At 65.0% G+C, this 18,757-nt stretch carries 17 protein-coding genes; 7 read left to right on the top strand and 10 right to left on the bottom strand.

Features of this window, described 5'->3' with window-relative positions; genetic code table 11:
- Nucleotides 1-92 precede the first annotated feature (92 nt).
- From recF to rpsT, 4 genes are all read right to left on the bottom strand, one after another.
- Nucleotides 93-1,229, bottom strand: coding sequence for a DNA replication/repair protein RecF (recF, locus tag ABIB99_RS19855; protein ID WP_354177217.1), 1,137 nt, complete (start codon nt 1,227-1,229; stop codon nt 93-95).
- Between the two features lie 109 nt (nt 1,230-1,338).
- Complete coding sequence (gene dnaN / locus ABIB99_RS19850; RefSeq protein WP_014491013.1) at nt 1,339-2,457, bottom strand: DNA polymerase III subunit beta; 1,119 nt, start codon at nt 2,455-2,457, stop codon at nt 1,339-1,341.
- Nucleotides 2,458-2,738: 281 nt separating this feature from the next.
- Nucleotides 2,739-4,151 carry a chromosomal replication initiator protein DnaA gene (dnaA, locus tag ABIB99_RS19845; RefSeq protein WP_063980098.1) on the bottom strand — a complete coding sequence of 471 codons (1,413 nt, stop codon included), beginning with the start codon at nt 4,149-4,151 and terminating at the stop codon, nt 2,739-2,741.
- 1,245 nt (nt 4,152-5,396) lie between these two features.
- Nucleotides 5,397-5,663 (bottom strand): 30S ribosomal protein S20, encoded by a 267-nt coding sequence (gene rpsT, locus ABIB99_RS19840; protein WP_028151115.1) that lies wholly within the window; start codon nt 5,661-5,663, stop codon nt 5,397-5,399.
- A gap of 398 nt (nt 5,664-6,061) precedes the next feature.
- Here rpsT and ABIB99_RS19835 point away from each other — a divergent pair, with 398 nt between their 5' ends.
- From ABIB99_RS19835 to ABIB99_RS19825, 3 genes are all read left to right on the top strand, one after another.
- Nucleotides 6,062-6,379, top strand: a complete 318-nt coding sequence (locus ABIB99_RS19835) for a hypothetical protein (protein WP_208083689.1) — start codon at nt 6,062-6,064, stop codon at nt 6,377-6,379.
- 168 nt (nt 6,380-6,547) lie between these two features.
- Nucleotides 6,548-7,204 (top strand): peptide-methionine (S)-S-oxide reductase MsrA, encoded by a 657-nt coding sequence (gene msrA / locus ABIB99_RS19830; protein ID WP_354177215.1) that lies wholly within the window; start codon nt 6,548-6,550, stop codon nt 7,202-7,204.
- A 158-nt stretch (nt 7,205-7,362) separates the two neighbouring features.
- On the top strand, nt 7,363-8,109 hold the full coding sequence (locus ABIB99_RS19825) for a polysaccharide biosynthesis/export family protein (protein WP_028151117.1): 747 nt from the start codon (nt 7,363-7,365) through the stop codon (nt 8,107-8,109).
- Nucleotide 8,110: 1 nt separating this feature from the next.
- Here ABIB99_RS19825 and ABIB99_RS19820 read toward each other — a convergent pair whose 3' ends face one another.
- From ABIB99_RS19820 to ABIB99_RS19805, 4 genes are all read right to left on the bottom strand, one after another.
- Nucleotides 8,111-8,590 carry a hypothetical protein gene (locus ABIB99_RS19820; protein ID WP_354177214.1) on the bottom strand — a complete coding sequence of 160 codons (480 nt, stop codon included), beginning with the start codon at nt 8,588-8,590 and terminating at the stop codon, nt 8,111-8,113.
- A gap of 92 nt (nt 8,591-8,682) precedes the next feature.
- The gene (locus tag ABIB99_RS19815) at nt 8,683-9,354 is read right to left on the bottom strand and encodes a dienelactone hydrolase family protein (RefSeq protein ID WP_354177213.1); all 672 of its coding nucleotides are present in this window, start codon (nt 9,352-9,354) and stop codon (nt 8,683-8,685) included.
- A gap of 171 nt (nt 9,355-9,525) precedes the next feature.
- A complete protein-coding gene (locus tag ABIB99_RS19810) occupies nt 9,526-9,861 on the bottom strand; it encodes a hypothetical protein (protein WP_085405078.1) in 336 nt (111 codons plus the stop codon).
- A 24-nt stretch (nt 9,862-9,885) separates the two neighbouring features.
- Nucleotides 9,886-10,641 (bottom strand): alpha/beta fold hydrolase, encoded by a 756-nt coding sequence (locus tag ABIB99_RS19805; protein ID WP_354177212.1) that lies wholly within the window; start codon nt 10,639-10,641, stop codon nt 9,886-9,888.
- Between the two features lie 314 nt (nt 10,642-10,955).
- Between ABIB99_RS19805 and ABIB99_RS19800 the strand changes: the two genes are divergently transcribed.
- The 3 genes from ABIB99_RS19800 to ABIB99_RS19790 all read left to right on the top strand — a co-directional run bounded on the left by ABIB99_RS19800 (nt 10,956) and on the right by ABIB99_RS19790 (nt 15,233).
- Entirely contained in the window at nt 10,956-11,447 is a 492-nt protein-coding gene (locus ABIB99_RS19800; protein WP_014491023.1) for a (2Fe-2S)-binding protein, read from the top strand.
- Complete coding sequence (locus ABIB99_RS19795; protein WP_354177211.1) at nt 11,444-13,726, top strand: xanthine dehydrogenase family protein molybdopterin-binding subunit; 2,283 nt, start codon at nt 11,444-11,446, stop codon at nt 13,724-13,726. Before ABIB99_RS19800 ends, ABIB99_RS19795 begins: the two co-directional genes overlap by 4 nt.
- Before the next feature lie 412 nt (nt 13,727-14,138).
- Nucleotides 14,139-15,233 (top strand): HD-GYP domain-containing protein, encoded by a 1,095-nt coding sequence (locus ABIB99_RS19790; RefSeq protein WP_354177209.1) that lies wholly within the window; start codon nt 14,139-14,141, stop codon nt 15,231-15,233.
- 157 nt (nt 15,234-15,390) lie between these two features.
- On the opposite strand, the gene ABIB99_RS19785 is transcribed toward ABIB99_RS19790, so the two are convergent.
- Nucleotides 15,391-16,971 carry an AMP-binding protein gene (locus tag ABIB99_RS19785; RefSeq protein WP_354177207.1) on the bottom strand — a complete coding sequence of 527 codons (1,581 nt, stop codon included), beginning with the start codon at nt 16,969-16,971 and terminating at the stop codon, nt 15,391-15,393.
- A gap of 225 nt (nt 16,972-17,196) precedes the next feature.
- Nucleotides 17,197-17,616 (bottom strand): VOC family protein, encoded by a 420-nt coding sequence (locus ABIB99_RS19780; protein WP_354177205.1) that lies wholly within the window; start codon nt 17,614-17,616, stop codon nt 17,197-17,199.
- 121 nt (nt 17,617-17,737) lie between these two features.
- Between ABIB99_RS19780 and ABIB99_RS19775 the strand changes: the two genes are divergently transcribed.
- The gene (locus tag ABIB99_RS19775; protein ID WP_071908968.1) at nt 17,738-18,712 is read left to right on the top strand and encodes a Bug family tripartite tricarboxylate transporter substrate binding protein; all 975 of its coding nucleotides are present in this window, start codon (nt 17,738-17,740) and stop codon (nt 18,710-18,712) included.
- Nucleotides 18,713-18,757 lie beyond the last annotated feature (45 nt).

Below are 18,757 nucleotides of genomic sequence, written 5' to 3'. Positions count from 1 at the left end.
CGTCATTTGCGCGCTGGCGAAGGCCGTGACAGGCATCGCCGCGGCCTCAAAGGCTAGTCGCGATTGCAAACGGCCGGGTTCAACGGCGCGGTCTATCGCCGGGCGGAGACACGTCCGCTCTCGACGTCAAAGACATCGCCGCCTGCGCCAATGTCGGCGAAGGCGGCGGGGTCGGCGCCGGTCAGCCACACCTGCGCGCCGAGCTTGCGCAGCTCCTCGAACAGCGCCGCGCGCCGGTTCGGATCGAGATGCGCGACGACCTCGTCGAGCAGCAGCAGCGGCACGATGCCGGTCATCTCAGCGACCAGGCTCGCATGCGCCAGCACGAGGCCAATCAGCAGCGCCTTCTGCTCGCCGGTCGAGGCATCGCGCGCCGGCATGCTCTTCGGCGCATAGATCACCTGGAGATCGGTGAGGTGCGGGCCGTCGGTGGTGCGGCCGGCGATGGCGTCGCGCGGGCGGTTGTCGCGCAGGATCTGGCGGTAGCGGTCCTCGACCGCCGTCGCCGTCTCGTTGAGCAGCGCGTTCTCCATCCAGCCGTCCAGCGCGATTTGAGCGGACGGAAAGGCGGATTCCTGCGCGCGGGCGTTGAGCATGCCCGTCAAACGCGCCGCGGTCTGGCCGCGCGTTGCGGCGACCGCGACCGCAAGCTCTGCGGTCTCGCGCTCGATCGCATCACACCAATGGTCGTCGTAATTGCGCGTCTCGAGCAGGCGGTTGCGCGACCGCAGGGAGCGTTCGAGCGCGGAGATGCGGCTCGAATGCTCGCTGTCGATCGCCAGCACCAGGCGGTCGAAGAAGCGCCGCCGTTCGGAGGCTGCGCCCATGAACAGCCCGTCCATCGCCGGCGTCAGCCACACCATGCGGATATGGTCGCCGAAGGCGGTGGCCGAATTCACCGGCTCGCGGTCGATGCGGCAGCGCCGGCTGATCGTGCTGTCGGGGCGCGGCGCGTCGATGCCGGTGCCGAGCGTGGCGAGCCCCAGCGCACCCTCGACCTGCGCCGACACCGCCCAGGAGCCGTCGCCCTGGTTGTCGGCGACATCTTCCAGCGTGGCGCGCCGCAAGCCGCGGCCCGGCGACAGGAACGAGATCGCCTCGATGCAATTGGTCTTGCCGGCCCCGTTCGGCCCGACCAGCGCCACCATGTCAGCCGCCGTCTCGAGCCCCGCCGCCCGGTAATTGCGAAAATGCGTCAGCGTCAGGCGTTGAATGCGGGAGGGGGTCATATCACTCTGTCATTGCCGGACACCCACGTTCTCAGGCTCCCAAGACGTGGATGGCCGGGACAAGCCCGGCCATGACGCATGTAGTCAATGCGAAGGAGGCCGGTAGGCCTCACACCCGCATCGGCATCAGCACGTAGAGCGCGCTCTTGTCGTCCTTGTCCTGCACCAGCGTCGGCGAGCCGGGGTCGGCGAGCTTCAGCGTGGCGACGTCGCCTTCGATCTGGGCGGCGATGTCGAGCAGGTAGCGGGAGTTGAAGCCGATATCGAGGGCGTCGGAGGCGTATTCGACCTCGAGCTCTTCGGTCGCGCTGCCGGAATCCGGGTTGGTGACCGACAGCACCAGCTTGCCCGGCGACAGCGAGAGCTTCACGGCCCGGCCGCGCTCGCTGGAGATGGTGGAGACGCGGTCGACCGCGTTCTCGAAATCCTTCTTGTCGACGACGAGTTCCTTGTCGTTGCCCTGCGGGATCACGCGGCCATAGTCGGGGAAGGTGCCGTCGATCAGCTTCGAGGTCAGCACCACATTGCCGATGGTGAAGCGGATCTTTGCCTGCGACAGCTCGATCGTGACTTCGGCCTCGTTGTCCTCGATCAGGCGCTGCACCTCGCCGACGGTTTTCCGCGGCACGATCACGCCGGGCATGCCGTCGGCGCCCTTGGGCTGGACCAGGTCGAGCTGGGCGAGCCGGTGGCCGTCGGTGGCAACGCCGCGCAGGGTGGCGGCCGTGGCCGTGCCCGCGGCGTGCAGATAGATGCCGTTGAGGTAATAGCGCGTCTCTTCGGTCGAAATCGCGAACTGGGTGCGGTCGATCAGCCGCTTGACGTCCTTGGCGGCGAGCGAGAACGAATGCGACATGTCGCCGGCGGCCAGATCCGGGAAATCATTCTCCGGCAGGGTCTGCAGCGTGAAGCGCGAGCGGCCGGCGCGGATCGCCAGCACGGCGCGGTCGCCGTCGGCCTCCAGCACGATCTGCGAGCCGTCAGGCAGCTTGCGCACGATGTCGTAGAACATGTGCGCCGGCACGGTGGTGGAGCCCGCGGTCGCGGTTTCGGCCGGGAGCGTCTCGGTCACCTCGAGGTCGAGGTCGGTCGCCTTCAGCGACAATTTCGCGTTCTCGGCGCGCACCAGCACGTTGCCGAGGATCGGAATGGTGTTGCGGCGCTCGACCACGCGGTGGACATGACCCAGCGATTTCAGGAGTTGCGCGCGTTCGACCGTAACCTTCATTGCACTACTCGCCCGATCCCCAAGGAAACACAACGTTGGAAAAGCCGGGCGGCGGGACGCGCGCCACGGCATCGAAGACCCCGAAAAGCCGGATCATCCAGCCGATATGACCAAAGCCGTCAGGGTCGCGCAAGGTGGCGCGGAAAGCCATCCGTTTCAAGGGATTGGGGGGGTGGTTCCCCACGATTTACAGCCCAAAAGGAGGGCGGCCGTCCCGGCAAACGAACACCGCCGCCCAGGCATGGCCGGGGCGGCGGGAGAATGGCAGGAGCCTTAGGCGTTTATTCCTGAAGCTGGCGCTTCAGCGACTCGACTTCCTCGGACAGCGCCGTGTCCTTGTTGACCAGCGCCTCGATCTTGCGCACGGCGTGCAGCACCGTGGTGTGGTCGCGCCCGCCGAAGCGGCGGCCGATCTCGGGCAGCGAGCGCAGGGTCAGCGTCTTGGCGAGATACATCGCCACCTGGCGCGGACGGACCACGTTGGCGGTGCGGCGCGAGGACAGGAGGTCGGAACGGCTGACATTATACTGCCGCGCCACCACGCGCTGGATGTCCTCGATCTTGATCCGCTTCGGCTCCTGCGGCCGGACCAGATCGCGCACCTCACGCTCGGCCATCTCCAGCGTCACCGGCTGGTTATTCAGCTTCGAGTGCGCGAGAAGCCGGTTGATCGCGCCTTCAAGGTCGCGGCCGTTATGGGTGATGGTGCGCGCCAGATAAAGCAGCACCTCCTCCGGCACGTCGAAGGTGGCGTGATGGGCGCGGGCCGCGGCGACGCGCGACTTCAGGATGCCATGCCGCAGTTCTTCGCCGAGCGAGCCCATCTCGACCACGAGACCGCCGGCGAGACGCGAACGCACGCGATCGTCGAGGCTTTCGAGGTCGGACGGCGGACGGTCGGCCGCGATCACGACCTGGCGGCCGGCATCGATCAGCGCGTTCAGCGTGTGACAGAACTCGGCTTGGGTCGACTTGCCCTGGAGGAACTGGAGGTCGTCGATCACGAGCACGTCGATGCCGCGCAGCGCTTCCTTGAAGGCGAGCGCCGTCTGCGTCTTCAGCGCAGCGACGAAGCCGTACATGAATTTTTCAGCCGTGAGGTACAGCACCTTGCGCTCGTTGCCGGAATTGCCGGCCCAGGTCACGGCCTGGAGCAGATGCGTCTTGCCCAGCCCAACGCCCGCATGGATGTAGAGCGGGTTGAACATGACGGGATCGCCGCGACGCCCTTCGGCGACCTGACGAGCCGCCGCATGCGCCAGCGTGTTGGAGCGGCCGACGACGAAGCTTGCAAAGGTCAGGCGCGGATCGAGCGGCGAGCCGCCGAGCGCGTCATGATTTGCGGAGACCGGCGCAGTCGCCGTCGAGCGCAGTTCCGGCGCGGGTGCGCGGCGTGTTTCGACCGGCGCAGGCGTCTCCTTCTGCTGCACGACCGGGCGCACCGCGGAGCGAACGGTGAGATCGATGCGATGAACTTCCGGCGCCTCGGCCTGCCAGCACGACAGTACGCGCTCGGCATAATGCGCCTGAATCCAGCTCTTCAGGAAGCGCGTCGGCACCGAGAGCCGCACGCTCTCCTCCTGCACGCCTTCCAGATCCATACGGGCGAACCAGCTCGTATAGACGTCTTCGCCTACGTTCGAGCGCAGCCGGCTCTTCACGCGTGACCAGCGATCCTGTTCCGATGTGTTCATCGTCAAAAAACTTCTATTGAGAGATAAAGTTGCGTTGTGAGTGCCATGAAGGGGTCCCGCCAGGAGCCTTCAAAGGGCACGACCTCGAGCGATTCCATCGTCGGACACAGCTCCGCCGTTCGGCGCGAACGCCGCGGGTCGGACTGGCGATGTCAGAGATGGAGGGGTCGCGAGGTCAGCGCGTACTCGGCGCTCCGTCACACGCGGGAGGCTGGATGTTGGGCTGATCTAAACCGGCATCGTTGGAGTAGGTGGCTTGTTTCAATACCGCGTTGAGTCCGTAAGACATGATACCCTCCCCGTCCTGCCGTGATTGCTCACGGCAAGGTCCTGCGTGTCCTGAAGACAACTGCGACTGAAGTCGCCGATGTCCCGCCCGTCTGCACTGTTCGTCCGCTCGGCTACGCCATCACGTGTGTCGCGGTAGTTTCATGACATCTCTCGTTTGCGTCTGGCGCGAGCGGGATCGAAGATCCCGCTTGGAGACATTCAGACAAAGAGCTACCGTTCCCATATTGCTATGGGTTTTGAACCGACAATCGCTTGTTGAAGCGTCGCCTACGTGCACACCGCCGCCGATTTGCACGCTCGCCCCGTTTCTAAAACCGCGCTGGTCTTGAGATCGTGGGCGCTGCGGACGACTTAAGGAATACACTATGCGGAAAGACTCGCAACGAAATTGATTCACACTTGAGGCGACTAAAAACTTGACCAGCGTTAACGGCGCGCGGGAGTTGTGCACAGGCTTGCGAGCAAGAGTTTGAATCCGTGCACAGATTCGAAGGCGCCGCGCGTCATGTGACAAATCTCCGCCACCGCCAAAAATTTTTTACAAAAGCGTCACGCGCACGCCTTGCGGGCAATTTTTCCAAATGCTTGTCGGCGCTATGTCGATAAGTGATTATTGACACACCGCTTTTTGAGTCTCGTTTCGCAGGGTAACTCCATCGCGAACCGGTTCCGGGAAAACTACGGTGTGCAGAACTCTCGCGCGCGCGGATTCAACTTAAGCCCGCCCCGCAGGGGTTTTTCGCAGCGCAGTGAAAGTTTCCGCTGTTGCAAAAACATCCGCCAGTGAAATTACGGGCGCAGCGCAGCGAAGACGACACGAGTCTTCCAACGGAAGAGTGGTCGCCCAACGACCGCAAGCGTGAATTGTGACAGGCAACAAAAAGCCCGGCGCGAGCCGGGCTGATTGACGAGCGCGATGTCGATCCGATCAGTCGATCGGACGACTCGACGAGCTTACTTCGCGAGCTTGGCGATCTGCGCGGTGAGCCGGGAGACTTTGCGGCTCGCGTTGTTCTTGTGAACGATGTTGCGCTGCGCGGCCTGCATCAGCGCGGGCTCGGCGCTCGCCATCGCCTTCAGCGCGGCGGCGCGATCGCCGGTGGCGATGGCTTCTTCGACGGTACGCACGGCACCGCGCATCTGGGTGCGGCGCGACTTGTTGACGGCAGTGCGGCGGGCGATCTTGCGCGTCGCTTTCTTGGCGGAAGTGGTATTGGCCATGGTCTCAATATCCTTTGCGGTACCGGTCGCGTCTTGTTCGGGTAGCGCCGGCTGCTTGACCGCTTAATCGACGCTCGGATTTAGGGTGTTCGGTTGCTGGGCTGTTCCCGGAACATGAGCGACGGCCTTGCGGTCGTCTCTGAGGCTCCAAGCCCTTAAAGCTCAGGGAGCCTGCAACTGCTCAAAGAACAGCGGCGGCAGGATTGCGCCCACCGCCAGTTGGCGCCCTTATAGAGGGGGTCTGCGGCACCGTCAACGCTTTCCGGGGCTGGAAAACAGGCCTCGGGCGCTCCAGCGCGCGCCGTAACGCCCTGAAGAGGTTGAATTTCTGCCGTCGCCCGGCTATTGGCTGGCGGCATTGCAGAGGTCGTCCGATCGGACGACCATATAGGTGAGGCATGATCCGCGGCATTTTCCGACTGATTGGGCTGTTGCTGCTGGCCGGCGGGTTCATCTTCATGGTCTATGACGGCGCCCGCTGGGTGGCCGACCAGACCCTGCGGTTCACCCGGTTCGGCCAGTTCTGGAACGACATCAACCAGGCCAGCCAGACGGCGTTTCGTACCTGGGTCGAGGCCAAGGCGCCCTGGCTCTGGACCTCGGTGATCCGCCTCGTGCTGGATCAGCCGGTTTTCGCCGTGCTCGGCATTTTGGGCATCCTGCTGATGATCCTGTTCCGCCCGCGGAAGCCGCTGATCGGTTATTCCCGGGATTGATCTTTCAATTCCCGCCGAGACTGAACCTCGCGTTGCCGCCAGCCGTAACAGGGCTGCCCCCTCCTGCGTAGATACCTATATTCCCACCTTGATCGCGAGCGCGCCGCCTGAGCCCTTGGCTTGTTGCATTGGCTCAAGCGACGGACAGCTCGTCTCGGAGAGCCAATCATGCTGTTCATGCGCAAGACCACCGCATTGCCGAGCGCCACGGAAGCGCTGCCGGGCCGTGCGCAAGCCATTCCCACCGCGACCACCCATTTCGTCAACGGCGCGAAGTTGCAGCCGCCTTATCCCGCGGGCCTCGAGCAGGCCGTGTTCGGGCTCGGCTGCTTCTGGGGCGCCGAGCGCAAATTCTGGCAGCTCGGCGACGGTGTTTACGCGACCGCTGTCGGCTATGCCGGCGGCCACACGCCGAACCCGACCTATGAAGAGACCTGTTCGGGACGCACCGGCCACACCGAAGTGGTGTTGGTCGTGTTCGATCCGAAGAAAATCTCTTACGAGAAACTCCTGAAGACGTTCTGGGAGAGCCACAACCCGACGCAGGGCATGCGCCAGGGCAACGATGTCGGCACGCAGTACCGAAGCGCGATCTACACTTATTCAGATGCGCAGAAGAAAGCGGCCGATGAATCGAAGGGGCTCTATCAGAAGGCGCTTGCTGCAAAAGGTCTCGGCGCCATCACCACCGAGATCGCGCCCGCCGGCGCGTTCTATTTCGCCGAGGACTACCATCAGCAATATCTGGCGAAGAACCCCGCCGGCTATTGCGGCCTCGGTGGCACCGGCGTGTCCTGCCCGATCGGCGTGGGCGTGAGCGCGTAAGTTCGCCACGAACAACTCGTCATGCCCGGGACAAGCCCGGGGCATGACGGAGTGCGCGGTGCCATCGCATCCGCATTGCCGCGCTGACACCCCCCTCAACGCTTTGTTAACCATAACCGGTGCAAGACTGGACCGTCTCGTTTCGAGGGATAGGTCCTGTGCCGGTTGCACGCGCGTTTCGATGGTCGATCTTGACAGCCTCCTTGGCAGCGTCCGCCGCGCTTGCCCTCGGCGGCTGCATGCAGACCGCCGGTCCCGTCGCGGTCATGCAGCCCCGTGCCGATCTCGACTCCATGGCCTATGGTCAGCCCTATGGCGCACCACAGCCGGTCGTCGTCGCCGACGGTGGCGGCGCCATCGGCGCGTTGCGCAATTCCTTTGCCTCGTCGCCTGCACCCATGCCGGTCGGCTACGCCGCGCCGATGGCGGCGCCAGTGCGCTACGACTCCTCCTATCATCTCGATGCAGGCGACAGGCTGCGCGTCGTGGTCTACGGCCAGGAAGGCCTCACCAACAGCTACGCCATCGATGCCGGCGGTTCGATCACCATGCCGCTGATCGGCGGGGTGCCGGCCCGCGGCCGCACCCCGGCGGGTCTCGCCGGTGAAATCGCCGCGCGCCTCCGCAACGGTTACATCCGCGAGCCCTCGGTCGCGGTCGAGATCGAAGCCTACCGCCCGTTCTTCATCCTCGGCGAAGTCACCGCACCCGGCCAATATCCTTATGTGCCGAACATGACGGTCGAAAGCGCGGTCGCGATCGCCGGCGGATTCTCACCCCGCGCCAAGCGCGACGTGGTCACCGTCACGCACACCGAAGCCGGCGGCGCGATGCGCGCCATCGTCCCGCTCGGCACTCCCTTGAGCCCCGGCGACACCGTGTTCGTCGGCGAGCGCTGGTTCTAGCTCACCGCCTGAAATCCAGCCGCCCGTTCGGAAAGCGTCCGTCGATGCGCGTGCCATCGACCACGAGCCCGACCCATGGTCGCGTGATCGCAGGCGTGGTCAGGTTGATGTACTTTCCGACCAGGCGCGCGCCCTCGCGCGCAGCATCGATCAGGCCGTGCCGGCGGCCCTGGTCCCAGTCGAAACGCAGATAGATCCGGCTCCCCGCGACGCGGACTTCGGCGCGCCCCTCTTTCCATCTGTCCGGCGTATCGCCCGCAATGGTCGGATCGGCGCCGCCATTCCATCTGCTAGCCCAGATGCCTTCGAGCGGATCGGAGAGGGCGGCAATGGATGTCCATGCCGCCGCGTTGATGTCGGCCGCGTCGCCGGCCAGCGTGGCGGTCGCGGCGTAGTCCATGACTTCAGAATCGTCCGGGCCCGGGACGTCCATGGTTCCGAACGGATTGCGGATGACGAGGTGCGTGATGGCTCGCTGCATGGCGATCTCCCGGCGCGAGTTGGCTTGATCGGCCAGCTCTATCGCCGGGTGCCGTGATGCAGCCACCCGATTCCTGCTTTGAGTGGCGCGCGCTATTTCAAATGCTTCGCGAAAAATTCCATCGAGCGCGGCCAGGCGACATCCGAGCTCGCCTTGTCGTAGCTCGGTCGCTCGTCGCAGTGGAAGCCGTGCTGGGCGCCTGGATAGATGAAGACCGCCACATCCGGCCGCTTCGCCTTGACGGTCTCGACGTCGGTCAGGGGAATGCCGGCATCCTTCTCGCCGAAATGCAGTTGCGTCGGCGCCTTCGGTTTCTCGTCGGCAAAGCGCACCACGGCGCCGCCGTAATAGCCGATCGCGGCCTTCAGGCCCGACAGCCGCGTCGCCGCGACAAAGGCGACGCTGCCGCCCAGGCAAAAGCCGATGATGCCGACCGGCCCGACGCTCTTCACCGCGTCGATCGCGGCCTGCGTGTCGCGCAGCATCGCGTCCCAGTCGGGACTGGCGACGAACTTGCGCGCCTCGGCGATCTCGTCCGGCGTGTAGCCCGACTGGAAGTTCGGCGAGGTCCGGTCGAAGATCGACGGCGCGATCGCGACATAGCCTTCCCTGGCGATGCGGTCGCAGACCGAGCGGATGTGGTGATTGACCCCAAAGATCTCCTGGATCACCACCACCGCGCCCTTCGGGGCGCCTGAGGGATCAGCGCGATAGGCGCCGAGCTGGAAATTGTCGGAAGCCGTCAGCTTGATGTCTTGTCCCACGCGGGTTGTCCTTCTTTGTTAATACGAACTCTAATCTCTTCCCTCATCCTGAGGAGCGCGTCAGCGCGTCTCGAAGGATGGAGGCCGAGAAGCAGCAGCGGGGGCCTTCATCCTTCGAGACGCTTGCTCCGCAAGCTCCTCAGGATGAGGGGAGGCGGCTGTGCGTCGCTCTCACTCCCACATCCAGTTCTCGCCGTAGTCTTCCTTCCATCCCGCCAGCCGTCCGTGACGGAACTGCAGGAACAGGCGGTGACGGTAGGGGATCAGTCCGCTGCCGCCGAGGTTGCGAAGCGCGAGATAGATCTCGTTGCCGGGCCGCCCGCGCACATATTGCAGAGGCTGACCCAGTGCCCGCGCGGTCTGCTCGGCATCCATGCCGAAGGCGAGCGGCGTGTTGTTCGACAAGGTCGCAACGAAGGGCCGGCGCGGCTGCGTGCCGCCGAACGGTTCGGCCTGCGCAGACATCGACAGCAGCACCGCGCTCGCAGCCAGTATCGCTTGCTTCATTGCCAGTGTCCCTGTCCGACCGTCCTATCCCGGCAAGTTCTTCAGGAAAGGCGTCACCGCGTCAATAAAAGCCTTGGGCTGATCGATGTTGACGGCGTGACCGGCGGCGGGGATCACGACCTTTTGTGCGCCGGGGATCTTTGCGGCCATGTAGTCGGACGCCGCGAGGAACGGCGCGTCGTCGGCGCCGACCACGATGAGGCAGGGCACCTTGATGTCGGGGAGCAGCTCGATCACGCGGGCGTCGCGCTGGGTCAGCATGCCGCGTGCGGCGAGCGCCAATCCCCTGGCGTTGCGATGGCTCGCGGTGGCGCGCTCGCGTGTCGCCGACTTCAGCATGTCGAGACCTTCATGGTCGAGCTTGTCGGCGGTCGCAAGCGCCCGCGCATTCCAGGCCTCGCGCGCGTCGTCCTTCTTGAAGCCGGGGCCGGTGTCGATGATCAGCAGGGCACGGGCGCGTTGCGGGTAAGCGCGATAGAACGCGAGCGACATGTAGCCGCCGAGCGAGAGCCCGCCGATGATGGCGCGCTCGGCGCCGACCGCATCCAGGATCGCGGCCATGTCGCCGGTGGTGAGCGTTTCGCTATAGGCATGGGGATCGTCGGGATAGTCGGACTGGCCGTGGCCGCGCATGTCCCACAGGAGGTCCCTCGCGAGCGCGTCGACTTGCCCATGCCACATCGCCGAGGTCGAGGAATAGCCGTGGGTGAGCAACAGCGGCGGACCGTCGCCGTGAACTTCGTAGTAGATCCCGACACCGTCCCGATCGATCCTTGGCATGTCTCCCGCCTCTTTATGCTGGTTGTTGTTTTCGCGTCGATCCTAGCCCGACGGGTTACCTGGAAGAAACTGCCTGAACGCGATGGCACGCATGCCTGATGCATTCTCTGTTGCGTCCAGTCGCTGCGTCGGGTGCCGTTGTCGCAACGCACAACACTGAGCTGCCGCGATAGTTTCGATCGATTCCAAATTGCATTTGCCTCTGGCTGCGAACCCTATCATTCTCGCGATCAAGGTGGGCGCCAGCCCGGTGGGCGTCCACTGTTCAAGTTGCCGCCGTAAGCGGCTTCATGCACCGGCAGGGGAAGACGCCTATGCCAACTCTCACCATCAACGGGCGGAGTCTGTCCGTGGATGCGGCGAACGACACGCCGCTCCTCTGGGCGATCCGCGAGCAATTGCAGATGACCGGCACCAAGTTCGGCTGCGGTGCCGGGCTGTGCGGTGCCTGTACCGTGCACGTCAACGGCGAAGCCGTGCGCTCGTGCCAGACCATGGTCGGCGATGTCGCCGGCAAGAAGATCACCACCATCGAAGGCCTCTCCGCCAAGGGCGATCATCCGCTCCAGAAGGCGTGGATCGCCGAGCAGGTGCCGCAATGCGGCTACTGCCAGTCCGGTCAGATCATGCAGGCGGCCTCGCTGCTGGCCAAGAATGCCAATCCGACCAAGGAGGAGGTCGTGGCGCATATGGACGGCAATCTCTGCCGTTGCATGACCTATTCGCGGATCCAGAAGGCGATCATGCGCGCCGCTACCGAGATGCGCACCGCATCCGTCTCCGGCAACGAACGGAGGCCCACATGAATAAGCACGTGAACACCATCACACCCGAGACATCAGATCTCAGCCGCCGCTCCTTCCTGGTCGGCACGGCAGCGACCGGCCTCGTGCTCGGCTATGCCGGCGTGCCCGGCATCGGTGAGGCGCTCGCTGCGCCTTCGAACTTCGAGCCGAGCGTCTGGTATGCGATCGCGCCCGATGGCCTCGTCACCGTGACCTGCGGCAAGGCCGACATGGGCCAGCACATCGCCTCCACCATGGCGCAGATCGTCTGCGAGGAGCTCGGCGCGAAGTGGAGCGACATGCGCGTCGCGCTCGCCTCCAACGATCCGAAGTTCAACGACCCCGTGCTGGGTGCGCAGATCACCGGCGGCAGCTGGTCGACCATGATGAACTTCGACGCGATGAGCCGGGCCGGCGCAGCCGGACGGACGGCATTGACGGAAGGCGCGGCGGCCGCGATGGGCGTGCCGGCGTCGGAGCTCGTGGTGCGCGATTCCGTGATCTCGCATCCGAAGTCGAAGAAGCAGATGTCGTTCGCCGATGTCGTGAAGAGCGGCAAGGCGACCAAAACCTTCACGCCGGACGAGCTGAAGGCGATCAAGCTGAAGACGCCGGACCAGTACACCATGATCGGCGTGTCGGTGCCGCAGCTCGACATTCCCTCCAAGACCAACGGCACGGCCAAGTACGGCATCGACGTGATGCTGCCGGGCATGGCCTATGGCGCGGTGGTCACGCCGCCGGTGCGCTTCGGCGCCACGGTGAAGTCGGTCGACGACTCGGCTGCGAAGAAGGTGCCGGGCTTCATCAAGGCCGTCACCCTCGACGACAAGACCGGCACGACATCGGGCTGGGTCGTCGCGGTCGCCAGCACCTATGCCAACGCCAAGAAGGCGGCCGCGGCGCTGAAGATCGCCTATGACGGCGGTCCGAACGCGAAGGTCTCGAGCGAGTCGCTGCTCGACGAAGGCAAGCGGCTTCAGAAGCTCGAGGATTCCGGCCAGTTCTTCGTCAAGGACGGCGATCCCAACGCGGCGTTCGGGTCGGCCGCAAAAGTGCTGGAGGCGGAGTACACCACCAGCATCAACATCCACGCGCCGATGGAGCCGATGAACGCCACGGCGGAGTTCAAGGGCGACATCCTGCACATCTATTCCGGCAACCAGTTCGCGACGCGCTCCGGCGCGATTGCGGCAGGTGCCGCCGGGATCGATCCGAAGTTCGTGGTTATGCACCAGATGTGGCTCGGCGGCGGTTTTGGCCGCAGGCTCGATGCCGACATGATGGTGCCGGCGGTGCAGGCGGCGAAGGCCATCGGCAAGCCGGTGAAGGTGATCTACACGCGCGAGAACGACATGACGATGGATTTCTCGCGTCCGCTCACCTACCAGAAGGTCAAGGCCGGCGTGGACGGCGACGGCAAGCTCGTCGCGCTCAGCCACGACGTCGTCTCGGCCTGGCCGACCGCGCGCTGGGGCATCCCCGACTTCCTGACGCCCTCGGTCGACAAGAAGGGCCCGCTCGATTCCTTCACGGTGAACGGGGCCGACTTCTTCTACACCGTGCCCAACCATTATGTGCGCGCGATCAAGAACGAGCTCGCGCACAATGCGACGCCGTCCGGGCAGCTTCGCTCGGTGGCGCCCGGCTGGACGTTCTGGGCGGTCGAAAGCATGATCGACGAGATCGCGGCTGCGACCGGCAAGGACCCGGCGCAGTTCCGCATCGCGCTGCTCGACGGCAAGGGCAAGAACGACGGCGGCGCGCAGCGGCTGCGCAACACGTTGCTCGCCGCGATGGGGCTGTCCGGCTACGGCACCAAGCAATTGCCGAAAGGCGAGGGCATGGGCGTGGCCTGCGTCTCCTCGCAGGAACGCGCGACCGCGAGCTGGACGGCGTGCGTCGCCCATGTCGCGGTGGCGCCGTCGGGCGAGGTGATCGTGAAGAAGCTCACGGTCGCAACCGACGTCGGCACGCAGGTGCATCCCGACAACATCCGTGCCCAGGTCGAGGGTGCGGCGCTGTGGGGCCTGTCGCTGGCGATGTATGAGAAGGCGACGCTCAAGGACGGTGGCATCGAGCAGACAAACTTCGACAGCTACACGCCCTTGCGCATGAGCCAGATGCCCGAGGTCGCCGTCGCCGTGATCGCCAACGGCGAAAAGGCCACCGGCGTTGGCGAGCCCGCGGTGACGGTCATCGCCCCGGCAATCGGCAACGCCATCTTCAACGCCTCAGGCGCCCGCATCCGAGCCCTGCCGATCACGGCCGAGGCCGTGAAGGGGGCGATGAAGGCGTGAGGCGAGGCGCAATTGCCAGGTAAGCTGATCCGCCGGAGGGCAACTTCCGGCGGATTTGTTTTGGTAGGCGTCTCCACAATCTCGCTGTCATGCCCCGCGAAAGCGGGGCATCCAGTACGCCGCGGCCTCTCAGCTCCGGCCGCGCCGCCTCGGCGTACTGGGTCGCCCGGTCAAGCCGGGCGACGACAGCGGAGAGTGGGCGAGAGCGCCCCAAATTTCCCTTTTCCATCAAGGCCCGTTCTACTGTGCATGGGGTTGTTTTCACCGTTTTCGACTAGAACCGCGCCGCGACCCCAATTCCCTAAAATTGCGCGCAATTCCGCAGGGTTCCATTGAGCACGCCTCTTAAGGGCCGGAGAACCTGATCCGGCTTAGGCTGACGCCAAATCCACTCCCGTGCTCTGGGGAAGCCATGAACGCGCCAGCCAAATCCGCCGCCAAACGCCGGCTCTTGCTCGCTTCCGACCGGAGCGACGAGAGCACCGAGCTTGCCAGCATCCTGAAGGCCGTGGGCGACGTTTCGACGGTGACGACGCAGGACATTCCCGAGCAGCCGTCGCGCGATCTGTCCGGTCTCGTGGTCGACATCAATCTGCGCTCGCCCGAGAGCGTGCAGCGGGTGCGCAACAAGCTGCGCGGCGATGCCTACCGCACGATGCCGCGGCTGTTCGTGCTCGCCGATGCCCTGCATCACGGCACCATGCAGGCCTGGGCGCTGGGCGCCACTGACACGATCTCGCGGCCGCTGCAGCCCGATGCGATTCTTCAGCGCATCCGCGCGGCATTCCCCGACACCGCCACCTATGACGCGACCGATCGCGGCAAGACGCTCAACCGCGGCGTCGAGGCGGCGCATGCGGTGCTGGCGAAGATGTTCGAGAAGCTGCCGCTCGGCGTGCCCCTGACCTTCGACGACGTCATCGCCGCCGAGAGCAAGATCCTGAAGGCGATCAAGCATTCCTCGCTGCGCGAATGGCTCACCACCGTCGGCTGCCATCATGTCGGCAGCTACCGCCACTGCCTGTTCGTCACAGGCTTCGCCGTCGCCTTCGCGCAGCATCTCGGCATGCGCGAGGACGACCAGCGTCGCCTGACCCGCGCCGCGCTGTTGCACGACGTCGGCAAGGCCTTCGTTCCCTCCGTGCTGCTCGACAAGCCGGGCAAGCTCACCGACGAGGAGATGGCCGAGGTCCGCCAGCATCCGCGCCGCGGCTATGACGCGCTCGCGGAGCAGGGCGGCTTCCCGCCGGAGATGCTCGACGTCGTGCTGCATCACCACGAATTCCTCGACGGCTCTGGCTATCCGAACGGCCTGTCGTCGAACCAGATCAGCGACATCGTGCGGGTCACGACGATCGTCGACATCTACGCGGCACTGGTGGAGAAGCGCGCCTACCGCATGCCCTTCACCCACTCGCGCGCCTTCACGATGATGGAAGGCATGGGCGCCAAGCTCGATCAGCAACTGCTGCAGGCGTTCCGGCCGGTGGCGCTGGGATCGTTCTAGCTGGCTCCCGTAGGGTGGGCAAAGGCGCGAAGCGCCGTGCCCACCATGTATCCTTATCCGTGGCATGAATGGTGGGCACGCTTCCGCCTTCGCTCTTCGAGCTACGGCGGACAAGCCGCTTTGCCCACCCTACGGCAGCGCGCCGTATAGCCGAGTCTTAGCCCACCATCTTCCGCAACTCCGCCTTCGCCACCTTCTCCAGCGTCGAGCGCGGCATGTCGTCGACAAGCCTGATCTCGCGCGGCACCTTGAAATCCGCGAGTCCCGCGCCGCAGGCCGCCATCACGCGATCATGCAGATCGGGCGCCGCGCCCGCGACGCCGCCGTGCGGGATGATGAAGACAACAGGCACCTCGTCCAGCATCGGGTGCTTCTTCGCCACCACCGCGGCTTCGCGCACGCCTGCTACCACCGCGATCACCTGCTCGATCTCGGAGGCCGCGACGTTCTCGCCGCCGACCTTCAGCATGTCCTTGGCGCGGTCGCCGAACCTGATGAAGCCGTTCTCCAGCCGCTCGACGCGGTCGCCGGTGAGAAAGAAGCCGTGCTCGTCGAAGCTTTCGCGCGTCGCCTTTTCATTGTGCAGATACTCGGCGAACAGCGACAGCCCAGGGATGCCCTTGATGGAGAGATTTCCGGTGTCGCCGACCTCGGTCCGCCGTCCATCATCGTCGGTGATGCGGATCTGATATTCGGGAGCCGCGCGCCCGATCGACATCGGGATGTTGGGCTGGTCGACCTCGCCGACGATGCCGTGGGTGATGGTCTCGGTCATGCCCCACCAGCCGATCATCTTGACGCCGAACGCGGCAAACGCCGGTGGCTCGTTGATCGCGGTGCCCCACAGACGGAATTTGTGGCCTTTCGGGATCTCCTGCTCGAGCAGCGCCTTCATGCAGAACGGGATCGTCGAGGTCCAGGTCGAGCCGTGCTCGCGCGCGACGCCCCAGAACCGGCTCGCGGAGAAGCGCGGCTGGATCACGCAGGTGGCGCCAACCCACAGCGTTGCCAGCATCGAATAGGCCAGCGCATTGGTATGGAACAGCGGCAGATAGGTCTGGTGCACGTCGTTCGCATGAAGGTCCTCATGCGCGGCGTTGATCTTGGCGCCCCACAGCGCGTTGGCATGGGTCCACAGCACCGCTTTCGGGCGCGAGGTCGTGCCTGACGTGTACTGCACGCTGCACGGCGCGAACGGATCGGTCGCGCGCCTGGGACGGTCGGCGCTGTCGGCGAATAGCGATTCAAAACTGTCGCCGCGCGAGACCACTCGCGCGGGCGCCGCGCCCGCATCGTGCGAGGTCACCGCCAGCCAGCGGATGTTGCGGCAGTTTTGCGCGACGATTTCTGCATAGGCCGGTTGCGTGATCGCAGCGACCGCGCCGCAATGATCGGCGAAATATTCCATCTCCGCCGGAGCCGAGCGGGTGTTGGTGGTCACCGCGATGGCGCCGAGTTCGACGCAGGCGAACCAGGCCAGCAGCGCCTCGATGCAATTGTCCAGATGAATGAGCACATATTCGCCCGGCTTGACGCCGCGCTTCGCCAGCCCCGCCGCGAGCGCGCCGACGCGCTCGTGAAACTCGCCGTAGCTCCAGCGCCGCGCCGGCGCGTCGAACGGCGCCCAGATCAGGAACGCATGATCGTGGCGTACCGCGGCGCGCATCTTCAGCAGCCAGGGCACGTCGAGCCCGTCGAACGGTCCTACGAGTCCGGCTGCGGTCCGTTGGATAGGCATGAATCCTCCCCGTGCAGCCTGCATCTTGATGGCGGCTGCGTTTTCATGATTGCGTCTTCCCGCCATCGGATGGCGCGGGGAGCAAATCGGGGGCGTAACGCCCGCTCTCGCCATCGTCATTGCGAGCGCAGCGAAGCAATCCAGACTGTCTCCGCGGGGGGCAGTCTGGATTGCTTCGTCGCAAGGGCTCCTCGCAATGACGGCGCTTGGACCGGCAGCGCGGCCCTATCGACCACCGTCCTCGTACGACGAAATCTCGATCAGGCTGCCATCCGGATCCCGGCAATAGACCGAGCGCAGCGTGCCGCGGGCGCCCTGCTTGGGAACCGGGCCTTCCTCGATCGCGACGCCATGTGCCGTCAAATGCGCCACCACCTCGTCGGGCGCGGCAGAGGTGAGGAAGCACAGATCCTCGCTGCCGGCGGTCTGATGGTCCGCGGTGAACCACTCGACCTTGTCGGCGTCGCGCGGCCGGACGTTGATCTTCTGGTTACCGAATTGCAACGAAGTCCGCGGCGCTTTGCCGCCGCCGGGGTCGAACACCTTGACTTCCATGCCGAGAATCCTGCGGTACCACTCGGAGGTCACTGCGACGTCGGCGACGTTGATGACGAGATGATCGAGGGCTTCGACCTTGACCGGCATGCCTTATCCTTTCGTCGTGATGCGCCGGGCGCACTTTCCGCCTGCGGCAAGCTTTGTTACAACCGCGTCGACTTTGAAGCCATCTGGCTTTCAAGAACAACACGTTGGGAGAACCCTTGAGATGATCACTCGCCGTACCGCGCTGGGCCTGCTCGCAGCAAGTCCGCTTGCAGCCACCCCGCTGTCGAAGGCCCTTGCCGCCGACTATCCGGCCCGGCCCGTGAAATGGGTGGTCGGCTATCCGCCGGGCGGAGCCACCGACATCCTGGCGCGGCTGATCGGTCAGCGGCTGTCGGAACGGCTCGGCCAGCAATTCGTGATCGAGAACAAGCCCGGCGCCGGCAACAATATCGGCACCGAATCGGTCGTCAATGCCGAGCCCGACGGCTACACGCTGCAGCTGGTCAATCCGGCCAACTTCATCAACGCTTCGCTCTACACCAACCTCAAATTCAACTTCGTGCGCGACATCGCGCCGGTGGCCTCGTTCCAGCGGGTGCCGAACGTGATGACCGTCAACAAGGACGTTCCGGCCAAGAACGTCGCCGAGTTCATCGAATATGTGAAGGCCAATCCCGGCAAGGTGAACATGGCTTCGTCCGGCAACGGCACCTCGGTGCATCTGTCCGGCGAGATGTTCATGGCGCTGACCGGCTGCAAGATGCAGCACGTGCCCTATCGCGGCGCGGCGCCGGCGATCACCGACATGCTCGGCGGCCAGGTGCAGGTGATCTTCGACAACATGCCCTCGATCATCCAGCACATCCGCTCCGGCTCGCTTCGCGCGATCGGCGTCACCACCACGGAGCGCTCGCCGCAGCTGCCCGACGTCCAGGCAATCGCCGAGACCGTGAAGGACTACGAGGCCAGCGCGCTGTTCGGCATGGGCGCGCCGAAGAACACGCCCAAGGAGATCATCGCCAAGCTCAACAATGAGATCAATACGCTCATGAAGGAGCCCGACATGACCAAGCGCCTGGTCGAACTCGGCGGCGAGCCGCGGGTGCAGACGCCGGAGGCGTTCGGCGAGGAGATCAAGGCCGAGACCGAGAAGTGGAAGAAGGTCGTCGAGTTCGCCGGCCTGAAGGTCGAGTAGCGATCTTGTGATCCCTGAGATTGGAGCCCTGCCGCCTGGCAGGGC

This window comes from Bradyrhizobium sp. LA6.1, assembly GCF_040547805.1.
Lineage (GTDB): Bacteria > Pseudomonadota > Alphaproteobacteria > Rhizobiales > Xanthobacteraceae > Bradyrhizobium > Bradyrhizobium barranii.
This window is presented reverse-complemented; position numbering and strand designations above follow the sequence as displayed.

What these genes read in the sequence shown, in the direction of transcription:
- recF (WP_354177217.1), bottom strand. Translation starts at nt 1,229, where the DNA reads ATGACCCCCTCCCGCATTCAACGCCTGACGCTGACGCATTTTCGCAAT.
- dnaN (WP_014491013.1), bottom strand. Translation starts at nt 2,457, where the DNA reads ATGAAGGTTACGGTCGAACGCGCGCAACTCCTGAAATCGCTGGGTCAT.
- dnaA (WP_063980098.1), bottom strand. Translation starts at nt 4,151, where the DNA reads ATGAACACATCGGAACAGGATCGCTGGTCACGCGTGAAGAGCCGGCTG.
- rpsT (WP_028151115.1), bottom strand. Translation starts at nt 5,663, where the DNA reads ATGGCCAATACCACTTCCGCCAAGAAAGCGACGCGCAAGATCGCCCGC.
- ABIB99_RS19835 (WP_208083689.1), top strand. Translation starts at nt 6,062, where the DNA reads ATGATCCGCGGCATTTTCCGACTGATTGGGCTGTTGCTGCTGGCCGGC.
- msrA (WP_354177215.1), top strand. Translation starts at nt 6,548, where the DNA reads ATGCTGTTCATGCGCAAGACCACCGCATTGCCGAGCGCCACGGAAGCG.
- ABIB99_RS19820 (WP_354177214.1), bottom strand. Translation starts at nt 8,590, where the DNA reads ATGCAGCGAGCCATCACGCACCTCGTCATCCGCAATCCGTTCGGAACC.
- ABIB99_RS19810 (WP_085405078.1), bottom strand. Translation starts at nt 9,861, where the DNA reads ATGAAGCAAGCGATACTGGCTGCGAGCGCGGTGCTGCTGTCGATGTCT.
- ABIB99_RS19805 (WP_354177212.1), bottom strand. Translation starts at nt 10,641, where the DNA reads ATGCCAAGGATCGATCGGGACGGTGTCGGGATCTACTACGAAGTTCAC.
- ABIB99_RS19800 (WP_014491023.1), top strand. Translation starts at nt 10,956, where the DNA reads ATGCCAACTCTCACCATCAACGGGCGGAGTCTGTCCGTGGATGCGGCG.
- ABIB99_RS19795 (WP_354177211.1), top strand. Translation starts at nt 11,444, where the DNA reads ATGAATAAGCACGTGAACACCATCACACCCGAGACATCAGATCTCAGC.
- ABIB99_RS19790 (WP_354177209.1), top strand. Translation starts at nt 14,139, where the DNA reads ATGAACGCGCCAGCCAAATCCGCCGCCAAACGCCGGCTCTTGCTCGCT.
- ABIB99_RS19785 (WP_354177207.1), bottom strand. Translation starts at nt 16,971, where the DNA reads ATGCCTATCCAACGGACCGCAGCCGGACTCGTAGGACCGTTCGACGGG.
- ABIB99_RS19780 (WP_354177205.1), bottom strand. Translation starts at nt 17,616, where the DNA reads ATGCCGGTCAAGGTCGAAGCCCTCGATCATCTCGTCATCAACGTCGCC.
- ABIB99_RS19775 (WP_071908968.1), top strand. Translation starts at nt 17,738, where the DNA reads ATGATCACTCGCCGTACCGCGCTGGGCCTGCTCGCAGCAAGTCCGCTT.